This is a genomic window from Rhodoferax sp. GW821-FHT02C08 (assembly GCF_059421805.1).
On the sequence record NZ_JBWKVR010000014.1, the window covers coordinates 117,125 to 136,480 of the forward strand.

The following is a 19,356-nucleotide window of genomic DNA, read 5'->3' on the forward strand; positions in this document are numbered from 1 at the left end:
CCTTTTTTTGAATTTGAAACAATACGGTCGTAATGTTAAAATTCAGCCATGGCAGAAGCGCACCACCGTAAAAAAGACCCGGACGCCGTACGCGCCAAGCTATTAAACGCCACGGCCGAGCTGCTCGCAGCAGGCCAGGCCCTGTCCATCGGGGCGGTGGCTGAACATGTAGGCGTGAGCAAGGGGGCTGTACAGCACCACTTTGGCACCCGCGAACAGTTGCTGGCGGCCATGGCGGACACCTTTCTCACGGCGTTCGAGGTCGAGCTTGCGGGGCAGGTGGGCGTTGGGCCGGGTGCTGCCGCCCAGGCCTATGTCCGGGCGGCGGTGGGTGGTGGGGCGGACCCGGACGATCTGGCCCACTGGCGGGCGGTGCTGGTGGCGTCGGTGGTCGAGCGGTCGGTGGCGGCCCGCTGGGCGGACTGGGTTGCGGCTGATCGCCAGAAGGACCCGACCCCGGGCATCAACGAAACCATCATGCGCCTGGCGGCAGACGGCCTGTGGCTGTCTGACCTGCTGGGTATTTACAAGCTGTCTGCGTCCGACCGCAGTGCAATCCAGGCCGCGCTATTGGCTTTATCTAATAAGGAGAACCTTCCATGAACGCTTATCTGGCTTTGTCCGCCGCCATCGTGCTGGAGGTGATTTCCACCGCGATGCTCAAGGCGTCTGACAGTTTTACCAAGCTGTGGCCCACGCTGGGCGCCCTGGTGGGGTTCGCCGCGGCGTTTTACTGCCTGACAGTAGTGCTGCGTACGGTTCCTACGGGGGTGGCCTATGCAATCTGGTCCGGTGTGGGCATCGTGCTGACCGCCGCGGTCTCGTGGGTGGTGTTCAAACAGCGCCTGGATGCACCTGCGCTGGGCGGTATGGCATTGATCATTGCCGGTGTGGTGGTCATGAACGTGTTTTCGAAATCCGCCGCGCACTGAGTCGGGGTTTGCTGCGCCCATGAAAAAGGCCCCTCGGGGCCTTTTTTCATGGTGCTTACGCTGCTTATTGCTGCAGCAGGGTCAGCACGCCTTGCGGCAGCTTGTTGGCCTGGGCCACCATGGCGGTGCCGGCCTGCTGCAGGATCTGGGTGCGCGACAGGTTGGCGGTTTCCACCGCGAAGTCGGCGTCCACGATGCGGCCCTTGGCTGCGGCCAGGTTTTCCACCTGGATGCTGATGTTGCTCACCGCGCTCTCAAATCGGCTTTGCAAGGCGCCCAGGCCCGCCCGGGCCGAGTTGACCTGGTTGATGGCCGTGTCGATCTTCTTCAGTGCCACCCAGGCGTCGCGCTGGCTGGTGATGCTCAGCGTGTCGATGCCCAGGGCGTCGGTCGTGGTGTCGGTTGCGCTGATGTTGGAGCCCATCGAGGTCGCGGCTTCGCCAGTGGTCGCCAGGGAGAAGCCCGACAGCGTGACAGCTGCCGGATCGCCGTTGCTGTCCAGTTTGGACGACATCAGGTCGATGCGATAGGTCTGGTCGTCGTTTTGTGAGAGATAGGCGGTGACGCCGGTGTCGGAGGATTTACGGTTGATTGCCTCAATCACTTGGCCCATGCGCTCCGAGCCAGAGCTCGCGACTGCAATCGCACCCAGGTCCACGGCTGCCGTGGCACCAGCAATGGAGATGGTTAGGGTGTTGGATGGAATCGAGGTCAACGTGCTCACCGCGCTGGCATCCACCGCGCTTGCCGACTGGTCGTAGGCGTAGGCGATATCGGCCAAGCCCTTGGCTGTCGAGTTGGTCAGGGCACCCAAGGAGGCGACGTCGCCGGAATTTGCTCCAACTTGGAATACCGCGCCGGCAAATGAGCCGTCCAGAATTTTGGTACCGTTGAATGTGGTTTGTTTGGAGATGCGGTCGATTTCATCGGTCAGTTGGGTGACTTCGGCCTGCAAGGCCTTGCGGTCATCGGCACTATTGGTGGCGTTACCGGCCTGCACGGCCAGTTCACGCATACGTTGTAGCATGTCGCCGACCTTGCCCAAGGCGCCTTCAGCCGTTTGCGCCAGCGAAATACCGTCGTTGGCATTGCGCGAGCCGACCGATAGGCCTCGTATCTGGGTGGCCATGCGCTCGGAGATCGCCAGGCCGGCAGCATCGTCCTTGGCGCTGTTGACGCGCAAACCCGAAGACAGGCGCTGCATGGAGGTAGCCAGCCCCATGGCATTGTTTGCCAGGTTGCGCTGGGCGTTGAGCGAATTGATGTTCGTGTTGATCGTGGCAGCCATTGCGAAGCTCCTTGAGAGATGAAAGTTGGCTAAAGCCGGTTCGGGTCAGCTCAGCTGGCCAACGACCATGAGCGGTAACTCAATTGTGTTTATTCGAGTCCGTGGCAGTCCTTGGATAAGCGGCAGAAATCACCGGCTATTTACATGTCCAGCCCTAAAGTTTTGCGATGGACACCCGAAAACATACTCAACGGGCCTTTTCAATGGTTCGTCATTGAACTCAACCTTTCAGGAGCTTTGAAATGTCCACAACTATCAACACGAACATCAATTCGCTGAATGCTCAGCGCAATCTGATGTCGTCCGCCGGCTCGTTGGCCACGTCTATGCAGCGCCTGTCTTCGGGTTTGCGCGTCAACAGCGCCAAGGACGATGCTGCCGGCCTGGCTATTGCCGAGCGCTTCAACAGCCAGATCAAGGGCCTGACGGTGGGTTCGCGTAACGCCAATGACGGTATTTCGCTGGCGCAAACGGCTGAAGGCGCCTTGGGCAAGGTCGGCGACATGCTGCAACGTATGCGTGAACTGGCCGTGCAGGCCGGTAACGCCACCAATAGTGCCGATGACCGCAAGGCCTTGCAGGCCGAAGTTTCCCAGCTGACGGACGAAGTGGATCGTATTGCCAAGCAAACCACCTTCAACGGCAAGAAATTGCTGGACGGCTCGTTTGCTGGTGCGGCTTTCCAAGTGGGTGCCAATGCTGGTGACACGATTACCGTGGGTAAGTTGACCAATTCGGCTGCCAATGGCCTGTCGCAGGTAGCGTACGGATTTGACTCGTCCGCCAGTGCCGTGGCGGCCAGCTCGGTGAGCACGCTGACTTCTATCAATAGCGGTACTTTGAGCATTTCTACCGCCAGTGCTACGGTGGCCGTGGATCTGGGTGTGATCGCCGCAGCCAGCTCCGGCGCAGAACGTATGGGTCAAGTGGTGGAGGCAATCAACCGTAAGACTTCGGATACGGGTGTGACGGCTTATCTGTCGCAGAACGATGATCAGACCTATCGTATCGATCTGATGTCGTCCAAGTTGACCACGGGTGGTGATGCGGAAGCTGTGACCTTGACCGGTTTCACGCTGGCAACCACTGGCGAGGCGGCTACATCGATTGCAAGTCAGTTGAGCGCCACCAGCACTAGCACGGATGCACTTGGTATTGATACCTTGACGATTGATACGCAGCGCAATGCCTGGGTGGCTGTGAAGAAGTTGGACTCCGCCATCAACCAGGTCAACAGTGCACGGGCCCAGCTGGGCGCTTTGCAAAGCCGGTTTGACAGTGCTACCGGCAACATCGCGATCAACGTGGAAAACCTTTCTGCATCTCGCGGCCGGATTGTGGACGCTGACTTCGCGGTGGAAACCGCCAACCTGTCGCGTACGCAGATTCTGCAGCAGGCCGGTACCGCGATGGTGGCGCAAGCCAACAAGCTGCCACAAAGCGTGTTGTCTCTGCTGCAATAAGGCTGACAGCACCGTGAATAGGTGCTAAAACGAAAAGGCGGATAAAGGCACCCCCTTTATCCGCCGTTTTGCGTTCCGAAATGCAGGTACAAATATGCCTGTTCGTTTCGTCGTAGCAAGCATCCGTCCTGGAGGTCATCATGGGCATTACATCAACTGGCATCGGCAGTGGTTTGGACGTTGAGTCCATCATCACCAAACTGGTGGCGTTGGAAAAGCAGCCCCTGACGACGCTGCAACTCAAGGCGGCGGTGATTCAGACTCAGATATCTGACTATTCGCAGGTTAAATCCCTCGTCTCCACCCTGTCGGATGCAGCTGCCAAGATCACACTGGACAGCGGTTGGAATAGCATCAAGGTGAGCTCTTCCAATAGCGCGGTAACTGCCTCTGTAACAGGTTTTGCCAGTGCCACCAGTTTCAGCGTAGGGGTATCCCAATTGGCGAAGGCCCAGTCCACCGCATCGACTGCCGTCACGGCGGGGGCGGCCTTTGGTGGTTCGGGTACGCTCACCCTGCAACTGGGAACTTGGCAGTCTGACAATTCTTTTGCTGCGGGCTCTGCATCAAGCGTGGCGGTTGCCGTCACCGCAACAGATACCATGGCTCAGATTGCGACCAAGATCAATAACTCTGGTGCGGGCCTGATTGCCACAGTTCTTACGGATGCTACGGGTGATCGATTGATGTTGCGCTCGTCCGCGACCGGTGAGGCGTCAGGCTTTCGTGTGCTGGCGGCAGATGACGATGGCACTAATACGGATAGTTCCGGTTTGTCCAAGCTGGGCTTTGATTTGTCTGCGACTACCGCCTATGGCATGACCGCAAATACCTATCAATCGGCCCAGAACGCCAAGGCGACGATCAACGGCATTTCAGTCAGTTCAGCCACAAATTCCTTTACCGGTGTGATTGCGGGTATGACGATCACCGCGTCAGCTGTGACAACGTCCGATGCGGAGGTGTCTAGTGCGGTGGACAAATCAGCGTTGACCACCAATATCCAGGCATTTGTGGATGCCTACAACGCGGTTAACAAGTACCTCGCTGATGCCACCGCATATGACGACACGACCAAGAAGGCGGGGGATTTGCAGGGTGACTCCACTGCTGTGGGTTTGCGTAATACCTTGCGCTCCATCATGGGCAGTGGCGCGGTGGCTGGCACATACTCCCACTTGTCTGAAATTGGCATTTCTCTGGGCCAGGACGGAAACTTTACGGTGGATGCGACGAAACTGGGAACGGCTTTGGATACGCCGGACAGCGTTAAGTCCTTGTTCGCTCAGAGCAATACGGATACATCCACCAACGGTATTGCCCGCAAGGTAAAGGCCTTTGCCACGGATTTACTCTCCTTTGACGGAGGGTTGAACAATAAGTCGGATGCTTTGGCAGCGTCAGTCAAGCGCAACACAACAGAGCAGGACAAAGTGACGGCGCGTGCGGCATCGGTGGAGAAGCGTCTGCGGGAAACTTACACCGCCCTGGATACCAAGATGGCAGGCTTGACGGCGTTGAATTCGTACATCACGCAGCAGGTCGATATTTGGAATAGCAGTAGCAAGTAAGTGGCGCTGTATTGCTTGGATCAGACGGTACTTTTTTTAACAATTTGACTTGAGTTTTTTTGTGCTGTGTCGATAACTAATACAACAAGCCCAACGGACACTATCACCATGTTTACTCCAGTCAGCGCGCGCGCAGCTTCTGCATATAAGCGAGTTGGTGCACAAACCAGCATTGAAGGCGCAAGCCCGCACCAAGTGATTTGCCTGTTGTTTGAAGCCCTGCTGCGCTCTTTGAACAGTGCACGCGGTGCCCTGGCCCGAGGCGATATCGAGACGAAGGGGGAGGCGATTGGCAAAGCTGTTCGCATCCTGGAAGAAGGGCTGAAGTCTGGCCTGGATATGGAAGCTGGAGGTGAGTTGGCCGTGAATTTGAATGGTGTATACAACTACAGTATTTTGCGACTGACCACTGCCAACCTCAAGAACGATGTTTCGTTGGTTGAGGAGGTGACCCAATTGATCGTGCCGGTGTTTGATGCCTGGAAAAGCATCAATGTGCCCTCGGTTGGCAACGCTTGAATTTAGACCTATTGCCGGATTTACACCATGTCGCAACTCTTGATTGACTATTACAAAGCCATCGAAGACAGCAGCCATAAGATGCTGCAGGCTGCCCAGGTTGAAGATTGGGATGAAGTGGTGCGTTATGAGGGTGCGTGTGCGGTGCTGATTGAGCAGTTGCGCCACCAGTCCTATGCCGAACAGTTAACCCCGGAAGACAAAACGGAAAAGGCCCGCATCATGCAACGTATCTTGCGTAATGACGCTGAGATCCGTTACCTGACCGAGCCTTGGATTCAACAGTTTGAGCATCTGCTGGAGCGTCGGCCCCAGGTGGTTCACTGAAGAGGGGAGGGGCACGGCGCCTGGTGCGTCCGTGGACCCCGGTTGTGCAGGTGCTAGACCTGCATATTCATGATGTCGCTGTACGCCTGCACCATGCGGTTGCGTACATGCAGAGTCGCCTGAAAGCCAATTTGCGCTTTCTGGATCGCGACCATGGTTTCTTCCAGGCTTACATTGGGGTTCTCCATCTGAACCTCCTGCTGTAGCTGGGTTGCCGTATTTTGTGCATTGCTTACATCTTTCAGCGCGCCTTTGAGGGCGGTTGAAAAACCAGCGCTTTCCGCGCCGCCCACAGTCGGGGTGTTGGTACGGATGGTTGATCCCGTGCGGGGGATCGGGGTGCTCGAAATGGGTGACAAGCGGAGATCCATAGCGATTTCTCCAGGGTAATGGTCCTATGCAGTGATCGTAGCCAGGCGGGCGCGGTAGCATTGGGCGAAATGGTGGTCAAAACACGGGCTTATCACGCTGCTGTTTTGGGGGGCTTGGCAGAATAATCACCCCAGTTCGTGGAGCAAGCTCGCGCCATACCGATCCGGAAAGCATGATGTCTGCAGTCGCTGAAATTCCCGTTAGCTCTTCGCCATTTGCTGAAAGACTGGCCAAGCTTGATCGCACCCAGCGTTTGCGTCTGGGGGCTGGATTGGCATTGCTGGTCTTGGTGGTTATTGCCGGGATTCTTATGAGCGGGCGGCAAGAGTACCGTGTTTTGTATACAAATCTGGCGGACAAGGATGGCGGTGCCATCGTGGCTCAATTGACCCAGATGAATGTGCCGTACAAGTACACGGAGGGCGGCGGCGCCATTCTGGTGCCGGCGGATCGTGTGCATGACACGCGCTTGCGCCTGGCTTCCTTGGGTTTGCCTAAAGCTTCGGTCTCCGGTTTTGAGATTATGGAAGCCAATCGGTTCGGTATGACGCAATTCCAGGAGCGGCTGGCCTTTCAGCGTGGCTTGGAGGGGGAGTTGACGCGTTCTATCCAGGCCTTATCGTCGGTGTCCAGTGCCCGAGTACACCTGGCGCTACCCAACCAGAACGGGTTTTTCAGAGAGCAGCAAAAGCCATCCGCTTCCATCTTGGTGAGTTTGAATCCAGGCCAGACGCTGGACAGGACTCAGTTGGCGGGCATCGTGCATTTGGTGGCGTCCAGCGTGCCAGAAATGCAACCCAGTGCGGTCAGCGTGCTGGATGACACAGGCAAGCTGCTATCGCAGTCGCCTGACGGTGCGGCTGGTGCGGATGCAGAGCAGCTGCAATATGTGCAAAGAATTGAGCAGCAATACAGCCGCCGCATTCTGGATATGTTGGAGCCGATTGTCGGGCGGCAGAACGTCAAAGCGCAGGTGACTGCCGAGGTGGATTTTTCGCAAGTGGAATCCACGGCGGAAATGCACAAACCCAATTTGTCGCCGGATACTAGCGCGGTACGCAGCCAGCAAGTGGTTGAATCCGGTGCTGGTGCGGGCGCTGGAAATCCGGCAACGGGTATCCCGGGGGCGACGACCAACCAGCCCCCGGCTTCCTCGACGGCTCCTATCAACGGTGCGTCTTCGCCATTGACGGTGGCCGGTGGCGGTGCTGCAGGTGCCAATATAACGCCAGCCAAACGCGAGTCGGTGACCAATTACGAGGTTGACAAGACCGTGCGGGTGGTGCGCGGGGGCTCTGGCTCTATCAAGCGGCTGAGTGCAGCAGTGGTTGTGAACCATATGGTGTCAGAGGACGACAAGGGCAAACCGATTTCCAAGGCATTGAGTGATCAGCAGATCGAGCAGATGACAGCCCTGGTGCGCGAGTCGATTGGTTTTAACAAGGACCGTGGTGACTCGGTAAATCTGATGAATGCGCCTTTCATGGTTGAAAGTGCCGTGGTGGATGACACCCCTCTGTGGAAGCAACCGCAGACACTGGAGGTGGCGCGTAGCCTGGCCTGGCCTATTGGCACCGTGGTTTTGGCTGCGCTGGTGCTTTTTGGCTTGATCCGGCCCGGTATGAAGACCATGATGGCACCCAAGGTGGAGCCTTTGGCGGTGGGTGCAGTGGGGCCGGATGGTTTGCCGGTTCTGGCTGGTCCAGGTGGACAGTTGGATGCCATGGTGGCGGATGACCCTCAACGCCCCATGTTGATGGGGCCAGGCGGGGTGCCCATGCTTGGGCCGACGGACCATCAAGTGCGGCTGGAGGATGCACGGCAGTTGGCTAGAACCAACTCCACTGCGGTTGCAAATATTGTCCGGGGGTGGATTAATGGGGAATCCAGCTCTTGAGCGCCATTTACTGAAAGACCACCATGGATGAACAAGGTCTCACCGATGCAGCTATTTTCCTGATGTCTTTGGGTGAAGAAGAGGCTGCGGAGGTTTTTAAGCATTTTTCCCCCAAGGAGGTTCAAAAGCTGGGGGAAACGATTGCCAAATCCAAGGCGGTAACGCGCGACAAGGTGGACGAGGTGTTGCTGCGTTTCACTAATGCGGCGGCTGCTCAAAGCTTGCTGGTGACCGATACCGGAGACTACGTCAAGGCGGTGCTGCGGCGAGCCTTGGGTGACGACAAGGCGTCTCTGCTGATCGACCGTATTTTGCTGGGCGGTGATGTATCCGGCATTGAAAGCTTGAAGTGGATGGATCCGTTGTCTGTGGCGGAGCTTCTGCGCAACGAGCATCCCCAAATTGTGGCTGCCATACTGGTCCATCTGGACTATGAGCAGTCGGCCGCCATCTTGAAGCAGCTGACCGAGCGGCAGCGTAACGAGGTGCTGTTGCGCGTTGCAACCCTGGAAGGTATCCAGCCCACGGCGCTGAAGGATCTGAACGAAGTGTTGTTCAAGGTGCTGGCAGGTGGCGACAAAATTCGGAAAACTTCCCTCGGCGGCGTCAAAACGGCAGCGGAAATCATCAACTTGCTGGGTGCGAATATTGAGGGCACCGTGATTGAGTCTATCAAGGGCTTCGACTCTGATTTGGCACAGAAGATTGTGGACAAGATGTTCGTCTTCGACGACGTTATTAAGCTCGACAACAAGTCCATCCAACTGGTGCTGAAGGAAGTGGCTTCCGAGACCTTGATCGTGGCATTGAAGGGGGCATCCCCCGAGTTGAAGGAAAAAATCCTGGCCAATATGTCGACTCGTGCGGCCGAAACCATGCGCGAGGATCTCGAGTCTCGTGGCCCCATGAGGTTGTCCGAGGTCGAGGCCCAGCAAAAGGATGTGCTCAAAATTGTGCGTCGTCTGGTGGACGAAGGTCAGGTTGTAATCGGATCGGGTGGTGATGACAGCTTTGTCTAAAAGCCGCTCCCATTCGCGCTTTATTCCCAGCGAGGAAATCGGCGCGGTTGCGGAATGGCAATTTGGTTCGGTAGGTGATCCTGTTCTGGTGATCGAGCAGTTGCCGGAGCCTGTACAAGCTGAGCCGGAGGAGCCAGAACAGGTTCGTCTTGACCGTGCCTGGGCCGAGGGCCATGACGCTGGGTTGGCCCAAGGTCATGCGGAGGCTACCCTCGAAGGTAACCAAAGACTGGATGATTTTGTGCAGAGCCAAGGTGTGGAAACCGCGCAGAAGCTGGCTGAGTTGTTCTCAACCATGCAGGAGCGGCTCGCACAGGTGGAGCAAGATATTGCCCGCCAGGTTCTGGATCTTGCTTGCAGCTTGGCACGGCAGGTGGTGCGTCGGGAGCTGAGTGTGGACCCTGTTGCATTGATTCCGGTGGTGCGTGAGGCCTTGGACATGCTGGTTATGGATGGCAAGAAGGCGGTGGTCAAGCTTCATCCCCAAGACTGGGTGGTGCTGGAGGCTCCTATGAAAGAGGCGCTTTCCTTGCCTGCGGTCACTTGGCTGACTGATCCATCTGTGGAGCGCGGCGGGTGCTTGGTGGAGTCTGGTGGCATGGTGATTGATGGCACTTTGTCGAAGCGCTGGGAGAGAGCCGTTGCCCAATTGGGTTTGGCATCTGCCTGGGTGGAGTCGGATGATGCCGCGTGAAGATGTGCGCGTCTGGAGCCGTTTCATGGACGATGCATTGCAGCGCGTCCAGGCCGGGACCGTGTTGGAGGCGCGGGGCACGCTGACTCGATTGGCCGGCTTGGTACTGGAGGCTGTAGGTATTCGTGTTCCGGTGGGCTCGCAGTGCAATGTCGTGATGGATGGTGCGGCCCCGGTGTTGGTGGAGGTGGTGGGGTTTTCCAATGATCGGGCTTATTTGATGCCTGCGGGCGATGTGCACGGCTTGTGTAGTGGTGCGAGCGTGGTGCCGGCTCCGTCTTATGTTTCTGTTCCCCGCTTGGGCGATACGTCGCGTGACGTGGTTGCCGCCGCGGCTGGTGTGCTTCGATTGCCGCTAGGAGACGGCTTGTTGGGTCGCGTGGTCGATGCGCAGGGCGTGCCGTTGGATCACGCCGGGCCTATCCTGGATGTCGTTGCTGAACCGTTGGACCGCCAGCCTATCAATGCCATGGACCGAGATCCTGTGCGGGAACCGTTGGACACGGGTGTGCGTGCCATCAACGGCATGCTGACAGTGGGGCGCGGTCAACGTATCGGCTTGTTTGCAGGTTCTGGCGTAGGTAAGAGCGTTTTGCTGGGCATGATGGCGCGCTACACCAAGGCGGATGTGATTGTGGTGGGGCTAATTGGCGAGCGGGGTCGTGAAGTCAAGGAGTTCGTCGAGGACATCCTGGGGGCAGAAGGCCGAGCGCGCTCGGTGGTCGTCGCGGCACCTGCAGATGCGCCCCCCTTGCTGCGTCTGCAAGGGGCCGCTTATGCGACGGCAGTGGCGGAGCATTTTCGAGACAAAGGGCAGCATGTTTTGCTGCTGATGGATTCCTTGACCCGGTTCGCGATGGCCCAGCGGGAGATTGCCCTGGCGATCGGTGAGCCGCCTGCGACCAAGGGTTACCCGCCTTCTTGTTTTGCAAAATTGCCACAGCTGGTCGAGCGCAGTGGGAATGGGCTCAATGGCGTGGGGTCGATTACCGCGTTCTATACCGTATTGTCAGAGGGTGATGACCAACAGGACCCGATCGCCGATGCTGCCCGTGCCATTCTGGATGGGCATATTGTGCTGTCGCGATCGTTGGCCGAGGCCGGGCACTTCCCAGCGATTGACATAGAGCAGTCTGCCTCTCGCGTCATGCATAACGTGGTAACACCAGAGCACTTTGAGTTGGCAAGACGGTTCCGTATCATTAATTCACGTTACCAGAAGGGGCGGGATCTTCTGCAAATTGGTGCCTACGCCATGGGGTCGGATCCTGGTTTGGATGAGGCCATCCGTTTGAATGAGGGTATGACGGAATTCTTGCAGCAAGGCATGTATGTCTCCAGTACGCTGGAGCAAAGCGTACTGGGCATGGATCGTGCCATTGCGCGTCAGGCGGGCGCTAGATGACGTTGCTAAAGACCTTGGCGGTGGCGGTGAGCGTTGCCAGTAGTAAGCGTGATGCTGCAAGCCAGGCGGTGGGGCATGCGCAGCAGCGCTATATTGCGGCCCGCGATCAGCTGCATCAGCTGGAAAGCTACGCCAAAGAGACGGAAGACCGCTGGATGGTGCAGGCGCAAACTTGTGCTGTACCTGAGTTGATGCGCCACCACTACCAGTTCATGGAGCGACTGGAGCAGGCCATGCAGATGCAGCGGGGCATGCTGGCTGAGGAAGCTCGGCGTGTTGATGCCGTAAAAAAGCAGTTGGCTGAAGCTGAAATACGTTTGGCGACACTGAAGCAGATATGCCGTAAAAAACAGCAAGAGGTGGATCGTGCTCAGAGTCGTCGTGAGCAAAAGCAAACGGATGAGTTTGCCGCGCAGCGTTTTGGAAAATCGATGGATCAACAGTTTGGTGAGGTGACTTCATGAGCATTGAAAGTGTTTCAGCAATTCCGGTGCCCAGGGTTGCCGAGGCTGTGCCCAGCGCGGCAAAATCCACGATGCCTGAGAAGGAATCCAAAGGGTTCTCTGAGGTCATGAATGGGCTGGATGCTAGGCCTGATGAGGTGTCGTCGGATCACGCATCGCAGACCGAGGACTCAAAAGATGCGGACGCGGTCGGTGACAAAAAGGCCGCCAAGAAGTTGCCTGGCAAAAAGACTGTGGCAGACGGCGCCACCCCGGACGCGGCTATGGCGATGGCGGGCTTCATTCCACCGGCAGTGCCGCCCGCCAATGCGGCCCCTGCCGATGCGGCGGTAACGCAAGATGGCTTGGGTGCGGAGTCGGTTGCATTGGTTGCGAATCCGGGGGCTGGTGTGGCTACGGCTGCAGCAGATATGCGTTCGCAGGCTTCGGCCGCAGATGCGCGGGCCAACTCCGTAGGTATGGCTAACTATGCGTCGGTGTTCGAGCAGATCCAGAGTCGCATGACCAAGAAGGACTCTTCGGCTTTCGAATTGGCGCAGTCGGACACCGAGCTTGGCTTAAAAGGAGGCGCGAAACCCATGCTGGGCACTGCGGCGGATGCACGTGCAGACCGTTTGAGTAGTCTGGGTGGCGGTGCTTTCATGTTGCCTGTTGTTGAGCCTTCTGCAATGCAAGCTGTTACGGAGACTACCGAGGCACATAAGCTTGCCTCGGTGGACACGAAGGTCGGCGAAGCGGGCAAGTCCTCCGAGGGGGGGCATGCTCTGCAGCATTTCACGCCGACCGTGCAGTTTGAGAGCGCGTCAAAATCTGTGGATTTGTCCCAGGCGAGTCCAGAGAGGGCTGTGGCGGACCAAGTCAGCTATTGGATTTCGCAAGGGGTGCAAAATGCTGAGTTGACGTTCAACGGGGGGGATTCTCAGCCTGTCGAGGTTCATATCTCTTTGTCTGGCAACGAGGCTCACGTTGCCTTTCGTTCGGACCAGGCTGAAACCCGTGAGTTTTTGACTGGCGCGTCGGGGCACCTGAAGGATTTGTTGCAGAGCGAGGGAATGGTGCTTTCGGGTATGTCGGTCGGTTCATCCGGCGCGGAAAACACGGGCGCCCGAGAGCGTAGAGCACCGTCAGAAACCGTGCAAAGCAATACCCGCCAGGCACGTGAAGAGGTTGTAACCCGACCTGTGGCCCTGCCCCGGGGTTCAGGGCGTGCTGTTGATTTGTTTGTATAGCGCAGGCTGATGGGCCGGTAGCCACACGATTGCAGCTGTTTTTCAGCGCTTATCTGGCTATCGCATCTTTCGTGTGGCTCAATAATGGGTCATGCGATTGAACTGGTGTTGAGGGTCAATCGCTGTTGACCCTATCTGGAAGGAATTACTGTGTCTGCACCTGCTGCCGCTGATGCAACTGCGCCCAAGCCCAAGGGTAAAAAAATGATCGTCATTATTGTGGCGGTTGTGCTTATCTTGGTTTTGGCGGGTGGTGGTTGGTTTTTCTTTTTACGCCACTCTGCGACTGCGGAAGATGGTGAGGAGGCTGCGCCGGCTGCGCACGCTGAGGCTAAGCATGGGACGCCACCCGTATTTCTGCCCATGGACAATATGGTTGTGAATTTAGCCGATCCGGGTGGTGAGAAATTTGCCCAGATTGGTGTCACCATCGGCGTGGATGATCAGCATGTGTCGGATGCTGTGAAAGCTTATTTGCCAAGCATACGTAGTGCAATTTTGTTACTTATTTCGCAGCGCACATCGGAAGAGTTGTTGAGCAAGGAAGGCAAAGAGAAGCTGGCGCACGACATCTTGCGCGCGGTTTCTGCGCCCTTGGGCTACGAGGTAGAAGACGTGGATCCAGAGGAGGCGACTGCTGATGCGGCTTCCAAGAAAAAGGCCGCTAAAAAGAAACATACCGCAGCTGCGAACCCCATTCAAAGCATTTTGTTTTCAAGTTTTATCATCCAATGATGGCTGATCATGGAGCTGCTTCATGAGTGAATCATTCTTATCGCAAGAAGAGGTTGATGCCCTGTTGGAAGGGGTGACTGGCGAGAGTCAAAAAGCGGCTGAAGAGGTTTTTGAGACGGGGGAGATTCGTAACTACGATATCTCCAGTCAGGAGCGAATTGTCCGTGGTCGGATGCCCACCATGGAAGTGGTCAATGAGCGCTTTGCCCGCAACTTTCGCATCGGTTTGTTCAACTTCATCCGCAGAAGCCCCGAGGTATCCGTTGGTACCGTGTCGGTTCGGCGGTATAGCGCTTTTTTGCGTGAGCTGGCGGTGCCAACCAATTTCAACATCATGGCCATTCGCCCTCTGCGCGGCAGTGGCCTGATCGTATGCGAGCCATCCTTGGTCTTTGGTGTCATCGACACCTTGTATGGCGGCGTAGGCAAATTCCAGACACGCATCGAAGGTCGTGAGTTTTCCATGACCGAGCAGCGCGTGATCAACCGGTTGGTTGATGTGATTTGCGCCGAGTACAAGAAAGCCTGGCACGGTATATATCCGCTGGAGCTTGACTATCAGCGCTCGGAAATGCAGCCTCAGTTCGCCAATATTGCGACGCCTAGTGAGATTGTGGTGTCTACGGTGTTCCAGCTGGAAATTGGAGACATCGCTGGTGCCATTCATATTTGCATGCCGTATTCGACGTTGGAGCCAATACGTGATGTGCTGTATTCGTCTACCCAGGGTGATTCTGTCGAGGTGGACCGTCGTTGGATTACCTTGCTGAGTCGGGAGATCCAAGCCGCCGAAGTGACCCTGGTGGCCGAGCTGGCCCAGGCGGAAGCAACGGTGGAGCAACTGCTGAGCATGAAGCCGGGAGACTTCATCGAGCTGGAGCGGGAGCCGCGGATTCGGGCCTCCATTGGTGGCGTACCTATATTTGAGTGCCAGTATGGAACGCACAATTCAAAGTACGCGATCCGTATTGAAGAGTGCTTGCGTGGTAATGAAAGTAATGTCCCGGGAGAATTAAATGGCAACGGATGAAAAACCGGAAGATGACGATCCGATGGCCGCTTGGGCGGAGGCTCTGGAAGAGCAAAAAGTGTCGGATACGAAAGTAGAGGGCGATGACCAAGGCGGTCCTTTGTTCGGTGGTGGCGCGGCGGTAGGCAAGGATGGCACCTCTCAAGACATCAATATGGTCTTGGATATTCCGGTGACCCTGTCGGTGGAGTTGGGGCGCACCAAGGTGCCTATCAAATATATTTTGCAGTTAGCCCAGGGCTCTGTGGTTGAGCTGGATGCGCTTGCGGGGGAGCCCATGGATGTGTTGATCAACGGCTATTTGATTGCGCAAGGGGAGGTTGTGGTGGTCAACGATAAGTTCGGCATACGTTTGACGGACGTGGTCACGCCTTCTGAGCGTTTGAAGCGTTTGAGCAAGGGGTAATCCATATGATGGGTCAGACCTTGCTCGTGGTTGTGCTGTTTGTCGCCTTGTTATCGATGGTGCCATTGGCGGTCAAATGGATGCAGCGGCGTGTAGGTGGAGGGCTACCCGTCAATGTGAGTGGTTCCCGCTTGGTGTCTGTCGTGGCTGTTGGCCCGCAGCAAAAGGTGGTTACTGTTGAGGTTGGACCGGACAATGCGCGGACTTGGCTGGTTCTGGGGGTTACTACTCAAAATATTACCTGTCTGCACAGTGCTCCTCTCGTGGCTTCGCCGCCAAGCTATGCCGCTGTAGCGTCTTCGTTGCATGATCAGGGCGTGAGTGGTGTCTAAGGTGCGCTTGTTTCGATTTTGGTTGTTCTGGGTTTGCCTTATCAGCGGCAGCCTGGTGTCGGGTCAGGCGTATGCGCAGGCGGGCACCTTGCCGTTGTTGATTGGGGCGCCGGGGCAGGGGGTAAGTTACTCGGTGCCGATCCAGACGTTACTGTTCTTTACGGCGCTGTCTTTTTTGCCCGCCATTTTGCTCATGATGACGGGCTTCACGCGGATCGTTATCGTGCTGTCTTTGTTGCGTCAGGCCTTGGGTACGCAATCCACCCCCCCCAATCAAATTGTGGTGGGCTTGTCTTTATTTTTGACATTCTTTGTCATGGGACCGACATTTGACCGCGTCTACCAAGACGCATACCTGCCGTACACCACCAACGCACTCACGTTTGAGCAAGCCTTGGATAAGGGCGAGGCGCCTGTGCGTCAGTTTATGTTGAAGCAAACACGACAGTCAGATTTTGCTTTGTTTGCCAAGCTGGCCCGGCTTGACTCAAGCGTCACCTCTGAAACTGCCCCGCTCCGTGTTTTGGTGCCTGCATTCGTTACCAGTGAGCTGAAGTCTGCATTCCAGATTGGCTTCATGATTTTCATCCCGTTCCTGGTGATAGATATTGTGGTGGCCAGTGTATTGATGTCATTGGGGATGATGATGCTGTCGCCAGTTTTGGTGGCATTGCCGTTCAAGTTGATGCTGTTTGTGCTGGCCGATGGGTGGAACTTGTTGATTGGCTCATTGGCAGCCAGTTTCGTGCAGTAACCGAAGATTTCTATGAACTCTCAAATGGTGCTCACCATGGGGCAAGAGGCCTTGTGGCTGCTATTGTTGGTGTCATCGCCGGTTCTGGCGGTGGTTCTGGTCGTCGGCTTGGTGGTTAGTATCTTTCAGGCGATTACGCAGATCCATGAGGCAACCTTGTCGTTTGTCCCAAAACTGATTGCTGCGATGTTGACCTTTGCGATTGCTGGGCCATGGATGTTGGCGACCTTGGTTGATTACATCCGCAGGACAATTGAGTCCATTCCGACGCTGGTTTTGTAAGCAAGGGCTGCTCCGGTGATTACGTTTACCGAGGCGCAGCTTGCGGCATGGCTATCGCCCATCGTGTGGCCCTTCCTGCGCGTCCTGGCTTTGTTCAGTGTGGCGCCGGTATTTTCAATTCGTTCCATTCCCCAGCGGGTAAAGATCGGCTTGGCTTTTTTTGTAGCCTTCGCCGCGCAAGCCGGATTGGCAGGCCAACCGTTGGTGAGCTTGAATAGTCCCCAGGCCTTGGGGGCTGTCGTGCAGCAGGTTGGCGTGGGCTTGTCAATTGGCTTTGCGGTGCGGTTAGTGTTTACTTCGGTAGAGTTGGCCGGGGAGTTGGTTGGCTTGCAAATGGGCTTGAACTTCGCTTCATTTTTTGACCCTTCCAGCAACGCCCAGGTCAGCGCTGTGTCCCGTTTCATGGGGCATATGTCGACTTTGTTGTTTGTGGTGATGAATGGACACTTGATCGTCTTGATGGCGGTGATCAAGAGTTTTGAGAGTTTCCCGGTGGATGGCAATTTTTTTGACACCCTGCAGAACATCAAGCTGTATGCCTTGGGATCCAGCTTGTTTTCTAGCGCTCTGTGGATTGCTCTGCCCATGATAGGCATGCTGCTGTTCGTTAACTTAGCCATGGGGGTTATTTCCCGCGTGGCGCCACAGATGAATATTTATTCCATAGGCTTTCCGGTCACGTTGACTATGGGGCTCGTGGGGGTCACTATTACTTTGCCCATGTTGGACCAGCCTGTGATGGCGTTGATGGAAAAGGCTATCGATCTGTTCACTGCCAAATGATGGTCAGATGGGGGTGCGGGGCACGACTAAACCAGGTTGTTGCGAATTGCGTAAACGGTGAGCTCGGCGTTGTTCGTCAGTTTGAGCTTTTCCAGTACGCGGGTCCTATACACACTGACAGTTTTGGGGCTCAGCAGCAATTCTTCTGCAATATCCGACAGTCGTTTGCCTGAGGCGATTTTCACCAATGTCTGCATCTCCCGTTCGGAGAGGGCTGCGTGTGGCAGCTCCAGTAGGGGTTTGGACAGGCTGTCTATCAGCATCTGAGAAACTTCAGGTGTTACATATTTGCGGCCCATCATGACTGTCCGGACCGCCAATACTAGTTCCTCAGGGTCTCCGGCTTTGTTTAAATAGCCTTGCGCACCAGCTCGCAGGCAGCGAATGGCGTACTGGTCTTCGGGGAACATGGAAACTACCAATACCTTTATGGGCGAATCGGTTTCGCGCAGGCTGGCCAGCACCTCCATGCCTCCTCGCCCGGGCATATTCAAGTCGAGTACCAGTACATCACATGCCGTGGTGCGCAGCAATTCACGTACTTCGGCGTAGCTTGCGGCCTCTCCCGTGACTTGGATGTCGACAGACTCCGACAGCATGTCGCGTATGCCGCGTCGGACCATAGCGTGGTCGTCACATAAAACTACATGGATCATGGGGGCTGCCCTACTCGCATCTCTGTCATATCGTGAGGTAGGGGGACCGACAAAATAATTGAGGTGCCAACTCCTCCTCGATTGCTGATGTCCAGCCATCCCCCCACGGTTTTGGCTCTCTCATGCAGTCCCCGTAGGCCAAATGCCTTGGGTTTTTCCAGGAAGGATTTGTGCAGGCCCTTGCCATTGTCGGCGATCTCCAGCGTTAGTACGCCTTCTTCATCGGTCAGCTCTATGCTGACAGCGCTGCATTCTGCATGCTTGGATATATTGGTGAGGGCTTCCTGTGCCGTGCGGTAGGCGACAAGTTGAATGTCTTTATTGACATGCATCTTGTCGCTGGTGGCATGTATTGATGTCGCTATACCTGTCCGTTTTTGAAAGCTGTGTGCCAGCCATTGGACTGCGGCTACCAATCCTTGGTCAAGAATGGGCGGGCGCAGATTCATCATGATGCGTTGGCTGGCGCCTAGAGCGTGTTGTAACATCTCCAGCGCCGAGCCAATATGTCCTCGGGATGCTGCGTCTTTGTGGTGTCTTGCCAGCCAAGCCAGGTCCATTTTTACTGCGGCTAAAGCTCCGCCAATGTCATCATGTACCTCTCGCGCAATAGCCGCACGCTCTTGCTCGATGGACGATTGCAGATGCTCTGCAAGTTCGCCCAGTTTACGTTCCGATGCGGCCAATTCCATATCTGCCCGCTCCTTGGCTATACGCGTTTCTCGCACCTCAATGGCGCGGGCCATCACGTGCGCCAGCTTGTTGATGTCATCTTTCAAAAGGTAGTCACTAAACCCCAATCTGATGGCATCCACTGCGGCAGCCTCACCGATAGCACCCGATAGCAGGATAAAGGGCGGTGGACCATGTTGCTGCTGAAGGTGGTCCCAGGCATCTATTGCAGTAAAGCCTGGTAACCTGTAATCCGCCAAAATGACGTCAAATGTTGATGTTTGCGTTAACCTATCAAAGGCTTCGAGGGTTTCCACACGGGAGACCTCGCACGTCAAGCCTTGTCTACGCAACGCCATGACGACCAGTTCGTGGTCGACTATGGAGTCTTCTAGGTGAAGTACCTGGATTGGACGGACGTCGGTGGTGTTTTGCATGCCGTACGTTTACTGAAAATGATGTGAAAAATACGCGGAAGTAGCCACGCTTGATGGGCTGGTTCGATTGATTTTGCAGATTTTCGGTA

General features: G+C 56.2%; 23 protein-coding genes. 19 read left to right on the forward strand and 4 right to left on the reverse strand.

Features of this window, described 5'->3' with window-relative positions; genetic code table 11:
- The first annotated feature begins 48 nt into the window (after positions 1–48).
- Both AC07VY_RS17490 and AC07VY_RS17495 read left to right on the forward strand, forming a co-directional pair.
- A complete protein-coding gene (locus AC07VY_RS17490) occupies positions 49–603 on the forward strand; it encodes a TetR/AcrR family transcriptional regulator (protein WP_495098479.1) in 555 nt (184 codons plus the stop codon).
- Entirely contained in the window at positions 600–932 is a 333-nt protein-coding gene (locus AC07VY_RS17495) for an SMR family transporter (RefSeq protein ID WP_495098478.1), read from the forward strand. Before AC07VY_RS17490 ends, AC07VY_RS17495 begins: the two co-directional genes overlap by 4 nt.
- Positions 933–996: 64 nt before the next feature.
- Here the strand turns inward: AC07VY_RS17495 and AC07VY_RS17500 are convergent, their stop codons facing one another.
- Positions 997–2,220, reverse strand: coding sequence for a flagellin N-terminal helical domain-containing protein (locus tag AC07VY_RS17500; RefSeq protein ID WP_495098477.1), 1,224 nt, complete (start codon positions 2,218–2,220; stop codon positions 997–999).
- Between the two features lie 242 nt (positions 2,221–2,462).
- On the opposite strand from AC07VY_RS17500, the gene AC07VY_RS17505 reads away from it, so the two are divergent.
- From AC07VY_RS17505 to AC07VY_RS17520, 4 genes are all read left to right on the forward strand, one after another.
- Positions 2,463–3,683: a flagellin N-terminal helical domain-containing protein gene (locus AC07VY_RS17505; RefSeq protein WP_495098476.1), complete on the forward strand. Its 1,221-nt coding sequence runs from the start codon at positions 2,463–2,465 to the stop codon at positions 3,681–3,683.
- A gap of 140 nt (positions 3,684–3,823) precedes the next feature.
- Entirely contained in the window at positions 3,824–5,254 is a 1,431-nt protein-coding gene (gene fliD / locus AC07VY_RS17510; RefSeq protein WP_495098475.1) for a flagellar filament capping protein FliD, read from the forward strand.
- Between the two features lie 108 nt (positions 5,255–5,362).
- On the forward strand, positions 5,363–5,773 hold the full coding sequence (fliS, locus tag AC07VY_RS17515) for a flagellar export chaperone FliS (RefSeq protein WP_495098474.1): 411 nt from the start codon (positions 5,363–5,365) through the stop codon (positions 5,771–5,773).
- Positions 5,774–5,800: 27 nt separating this feature from the next.
- The gene (locus AC07VY_RS17520) at positions 5,801–6,100 is read left to right on the forward strand and encodes a flagellar protein FliT (protein ID WP_490591192.1); all 300 of its coding nucleotides are present in this window, start codon (positions 5,801–5,803) and stop codon (positions 6,098–6,100) included.
- Positions 6,101–6,153: 53 nt separating this feature from the next.
- On the opposite strand, the gene fliE is transcribed toward AC07VY_RS17520, so the two are convergent.
- Positions 6,154–6,471: a flagellar hook-basal body complex protein FliE gene (gene fliE / locus AC07VY_RS17525; protein ID WP_495098473.1), complete on the reverse strand. Its 318-nt coding sequence runs from the start codon at positions 6,469–6,471 to the stop codon at positions 6,154–6,156.
- A 176-nt stretch (positions 6,472–6,647) separates the two neighbouring features.
- Here fliE and fliF point away from each other — a divergent pair, with 176 nt between their 5' ends.
- The 13 genes from fliF to fliR all read left to right on the forward strand — a co-directional run bounded on the left by fliF (position 6,648) and on the right by fliR (position 17,502).
- Positions 6,648–8,369: a flagellar basal-body MS-ring/collar protein FliF gene (gene fliF / locus AC07VY_RS17530; protein ID WP_495098472.1), complete on the forward strand. Its 1,722-nt coding sequence runs from the start codon at positions 6,648–6,650 to the stop codon at positions 8,367–8,369.
- A 23-nt stretch (positions 8,370–8,392) separates the two neighbouring features.
- The gene (gene fliG, locus AC07VY_RS17535) at positions 8,393–9,388 is read left to right on the forward strand and encodes a flagellar motor switch protein FliG (RefSeq protein ID WP_495098471.1); all 996 of its coding nucleotides are present in this window, start codon (positions 8,393–8,395) and stop codon (positions 9,386–9,388) included.
- Positions 9,372–10,082, forward strand: a complete 711-nt coding sequence (locus AC07VY_RS17540) for a FliH/SctL family protein (protein WP_495098470.1) — start codon at positions 9,372–9,374, stop codon at positions 10,080–10,082. Before fliG ends, AC07VY_RS17540 begins: the two co-directional genes overlap by 17 nt.
- A 25-nt stretch (positions 10,083–10,107) precedes the next feature.
- Positions 10,108–11,487 (forward strand): flagellar protein export ATPase FliI, encoded by a 1,380-nt coding sequence (fliI, locus tag AC07VY_RS17545; RefSeq protein ID WP_495098469.1) that lies wholly within the window; start codon positions 10,108–10,110, stop codon positions 11,485–11,487.
- Complete coding sequence (gene fliJ, locus AC07VY_RS17550) at positions 11,484–11,951, forward strand: flagellar export protein FliJ (RefSeq protein WP_495098468.1); 468 nt, start codon at positions 11,484–11,486, stop codon at positions 11,949–11,951. The genes fliI and fliJ overlap by 4 nt, the downstream gene beginning before the upstream one ends.
- Positions 11,948–13,180 (forward strand): flagellar hook-length control protein FliK, encoded by a 1,233-nt coding sequence (locus tag AC07VY_RS17555; protein ID WP_495098467.1) that lies wholly within the window; start codon positions 11,948–11,950, stop codon positions 13,178–13,180. The genes fliJ and AC07VY_RS17555 overlap by 4 nt, the downstream gene beginning before the upstream one ends.
- A gap of 150 nt (positions 13,181–13,330) precedes the next feature.
- Positions 13,331–13,915, forward strand: a complete 585-nt coding sequence (locus AC07VY_RS17560) for a flagellar basal body-associated FliL family protein (RefSeq protein WP_495098466.1) — start codon at positions 13,331–13,333, stop codon at positions 13,913–13,915.
- 22 nt (positions 13,916–13,937) lie between these two features.
- Positions 13,938–14,945 (forward strand): flagellar motor switch protein FliM, encoded by a 1,008-nt coding sequence (fliM, locus tag AC07VY_RS17565; protein ID WP_490591184.1) that lies wholly within the window; start codon positions 13,938–13,940, stop codon positions 14,943–14,945.
- Complete coding sequence (fliN, locus tag AC07VY_RS17570) at positions 14,932–15,351, forward strand: flagellar motor switch protein FliN (protein ID WP_490591183.1); 420 nt, start codon at positions 14,932–14,934, stop codon at positions 15,349–15,351. The genes fliM and fliN overlap by 14 nt, the downstream gene beginning before the upstream one ends.
- Before the next feature lie 80 nt (positions 15,352–15,431).
- On the forward strand, positions 15,432–15,683 hold the full coding sequence (locus tag AC07VY_RS17575) for a flagellar biosynthetic protein FliO (protein WP_495119496.1): 252 nt from the start codon (positions 15,432–15,434) through the stop codon (positions 15,681–15,683).
- 22 nt (positions 15,684–15,705) lie between these two features.
- Complete coding sequence (gene fliP, locus AC07VY_RS17580; protein ID WP_495098584.1) at positions 15,706–16,437, forward strand: flagellar type III secretion system pore protein FliP; 732 nt, start codon at positions 15,706–15,708, stop codon at positions 16,435–16,437.
- Between the two features lie 12 nt (positions 16,438–16,449).
- On the forward strand, positions 16,450–16,719 hold the full coding sequence (gene fliQ, locus AC07VY_RS17585; protein ID WP_495098464.1) for a flagellar biosynthesis protein FliQ: 270 nt from the start codon (positions 16,450–16,452) through the stop codon (positions 16,717–16,719).
- Between the two features lie 15 nt (positions 16,720–16,734).
- Positions 16,735–17,502, forward strand: a complete 768-nt coding sequence (fliR, locus tag AC07VY_RS17590; protein WP_495098463.1) for a flagellar biosynthetic protein FliR — start codon at positions 16,735–16,737, stop codon at positions 17,500–17,502.
- Between the two features lie 26 nt (positions 17,503–17,528).
- Here fliR and AC07VY_RS17595 read toward each other — a convergent pair whose 3' ends face one another.
- Positions 17,529–18,158, reverse strand: coding sequence for a response regulator (locus AC07VY_RS17595; protein WP_495098462.1), 630 nt, complete (start codon positions 18,156–18,158; stop codon positions 17,529–17,531).
- On the reverse strand, positions 18,155–19,267 hold the full coding sequence (locus tag AC07VY_RS17600; RefSeq protein ID WP_495098461.1) for a hybrid sensor histidine kinase/response regulator: 1,113 nt from the start codon (positions 19,265–19,267) through the stop codon (positions 18,155–18,157). The genes AC07VY_RS17595 and AC07VY_RS17600 overlap by 4 nt, the downstream gene beginning before the upstream one ends.
- Positions 19,268–19,356 lie beyond the last annotated feature (89 nt).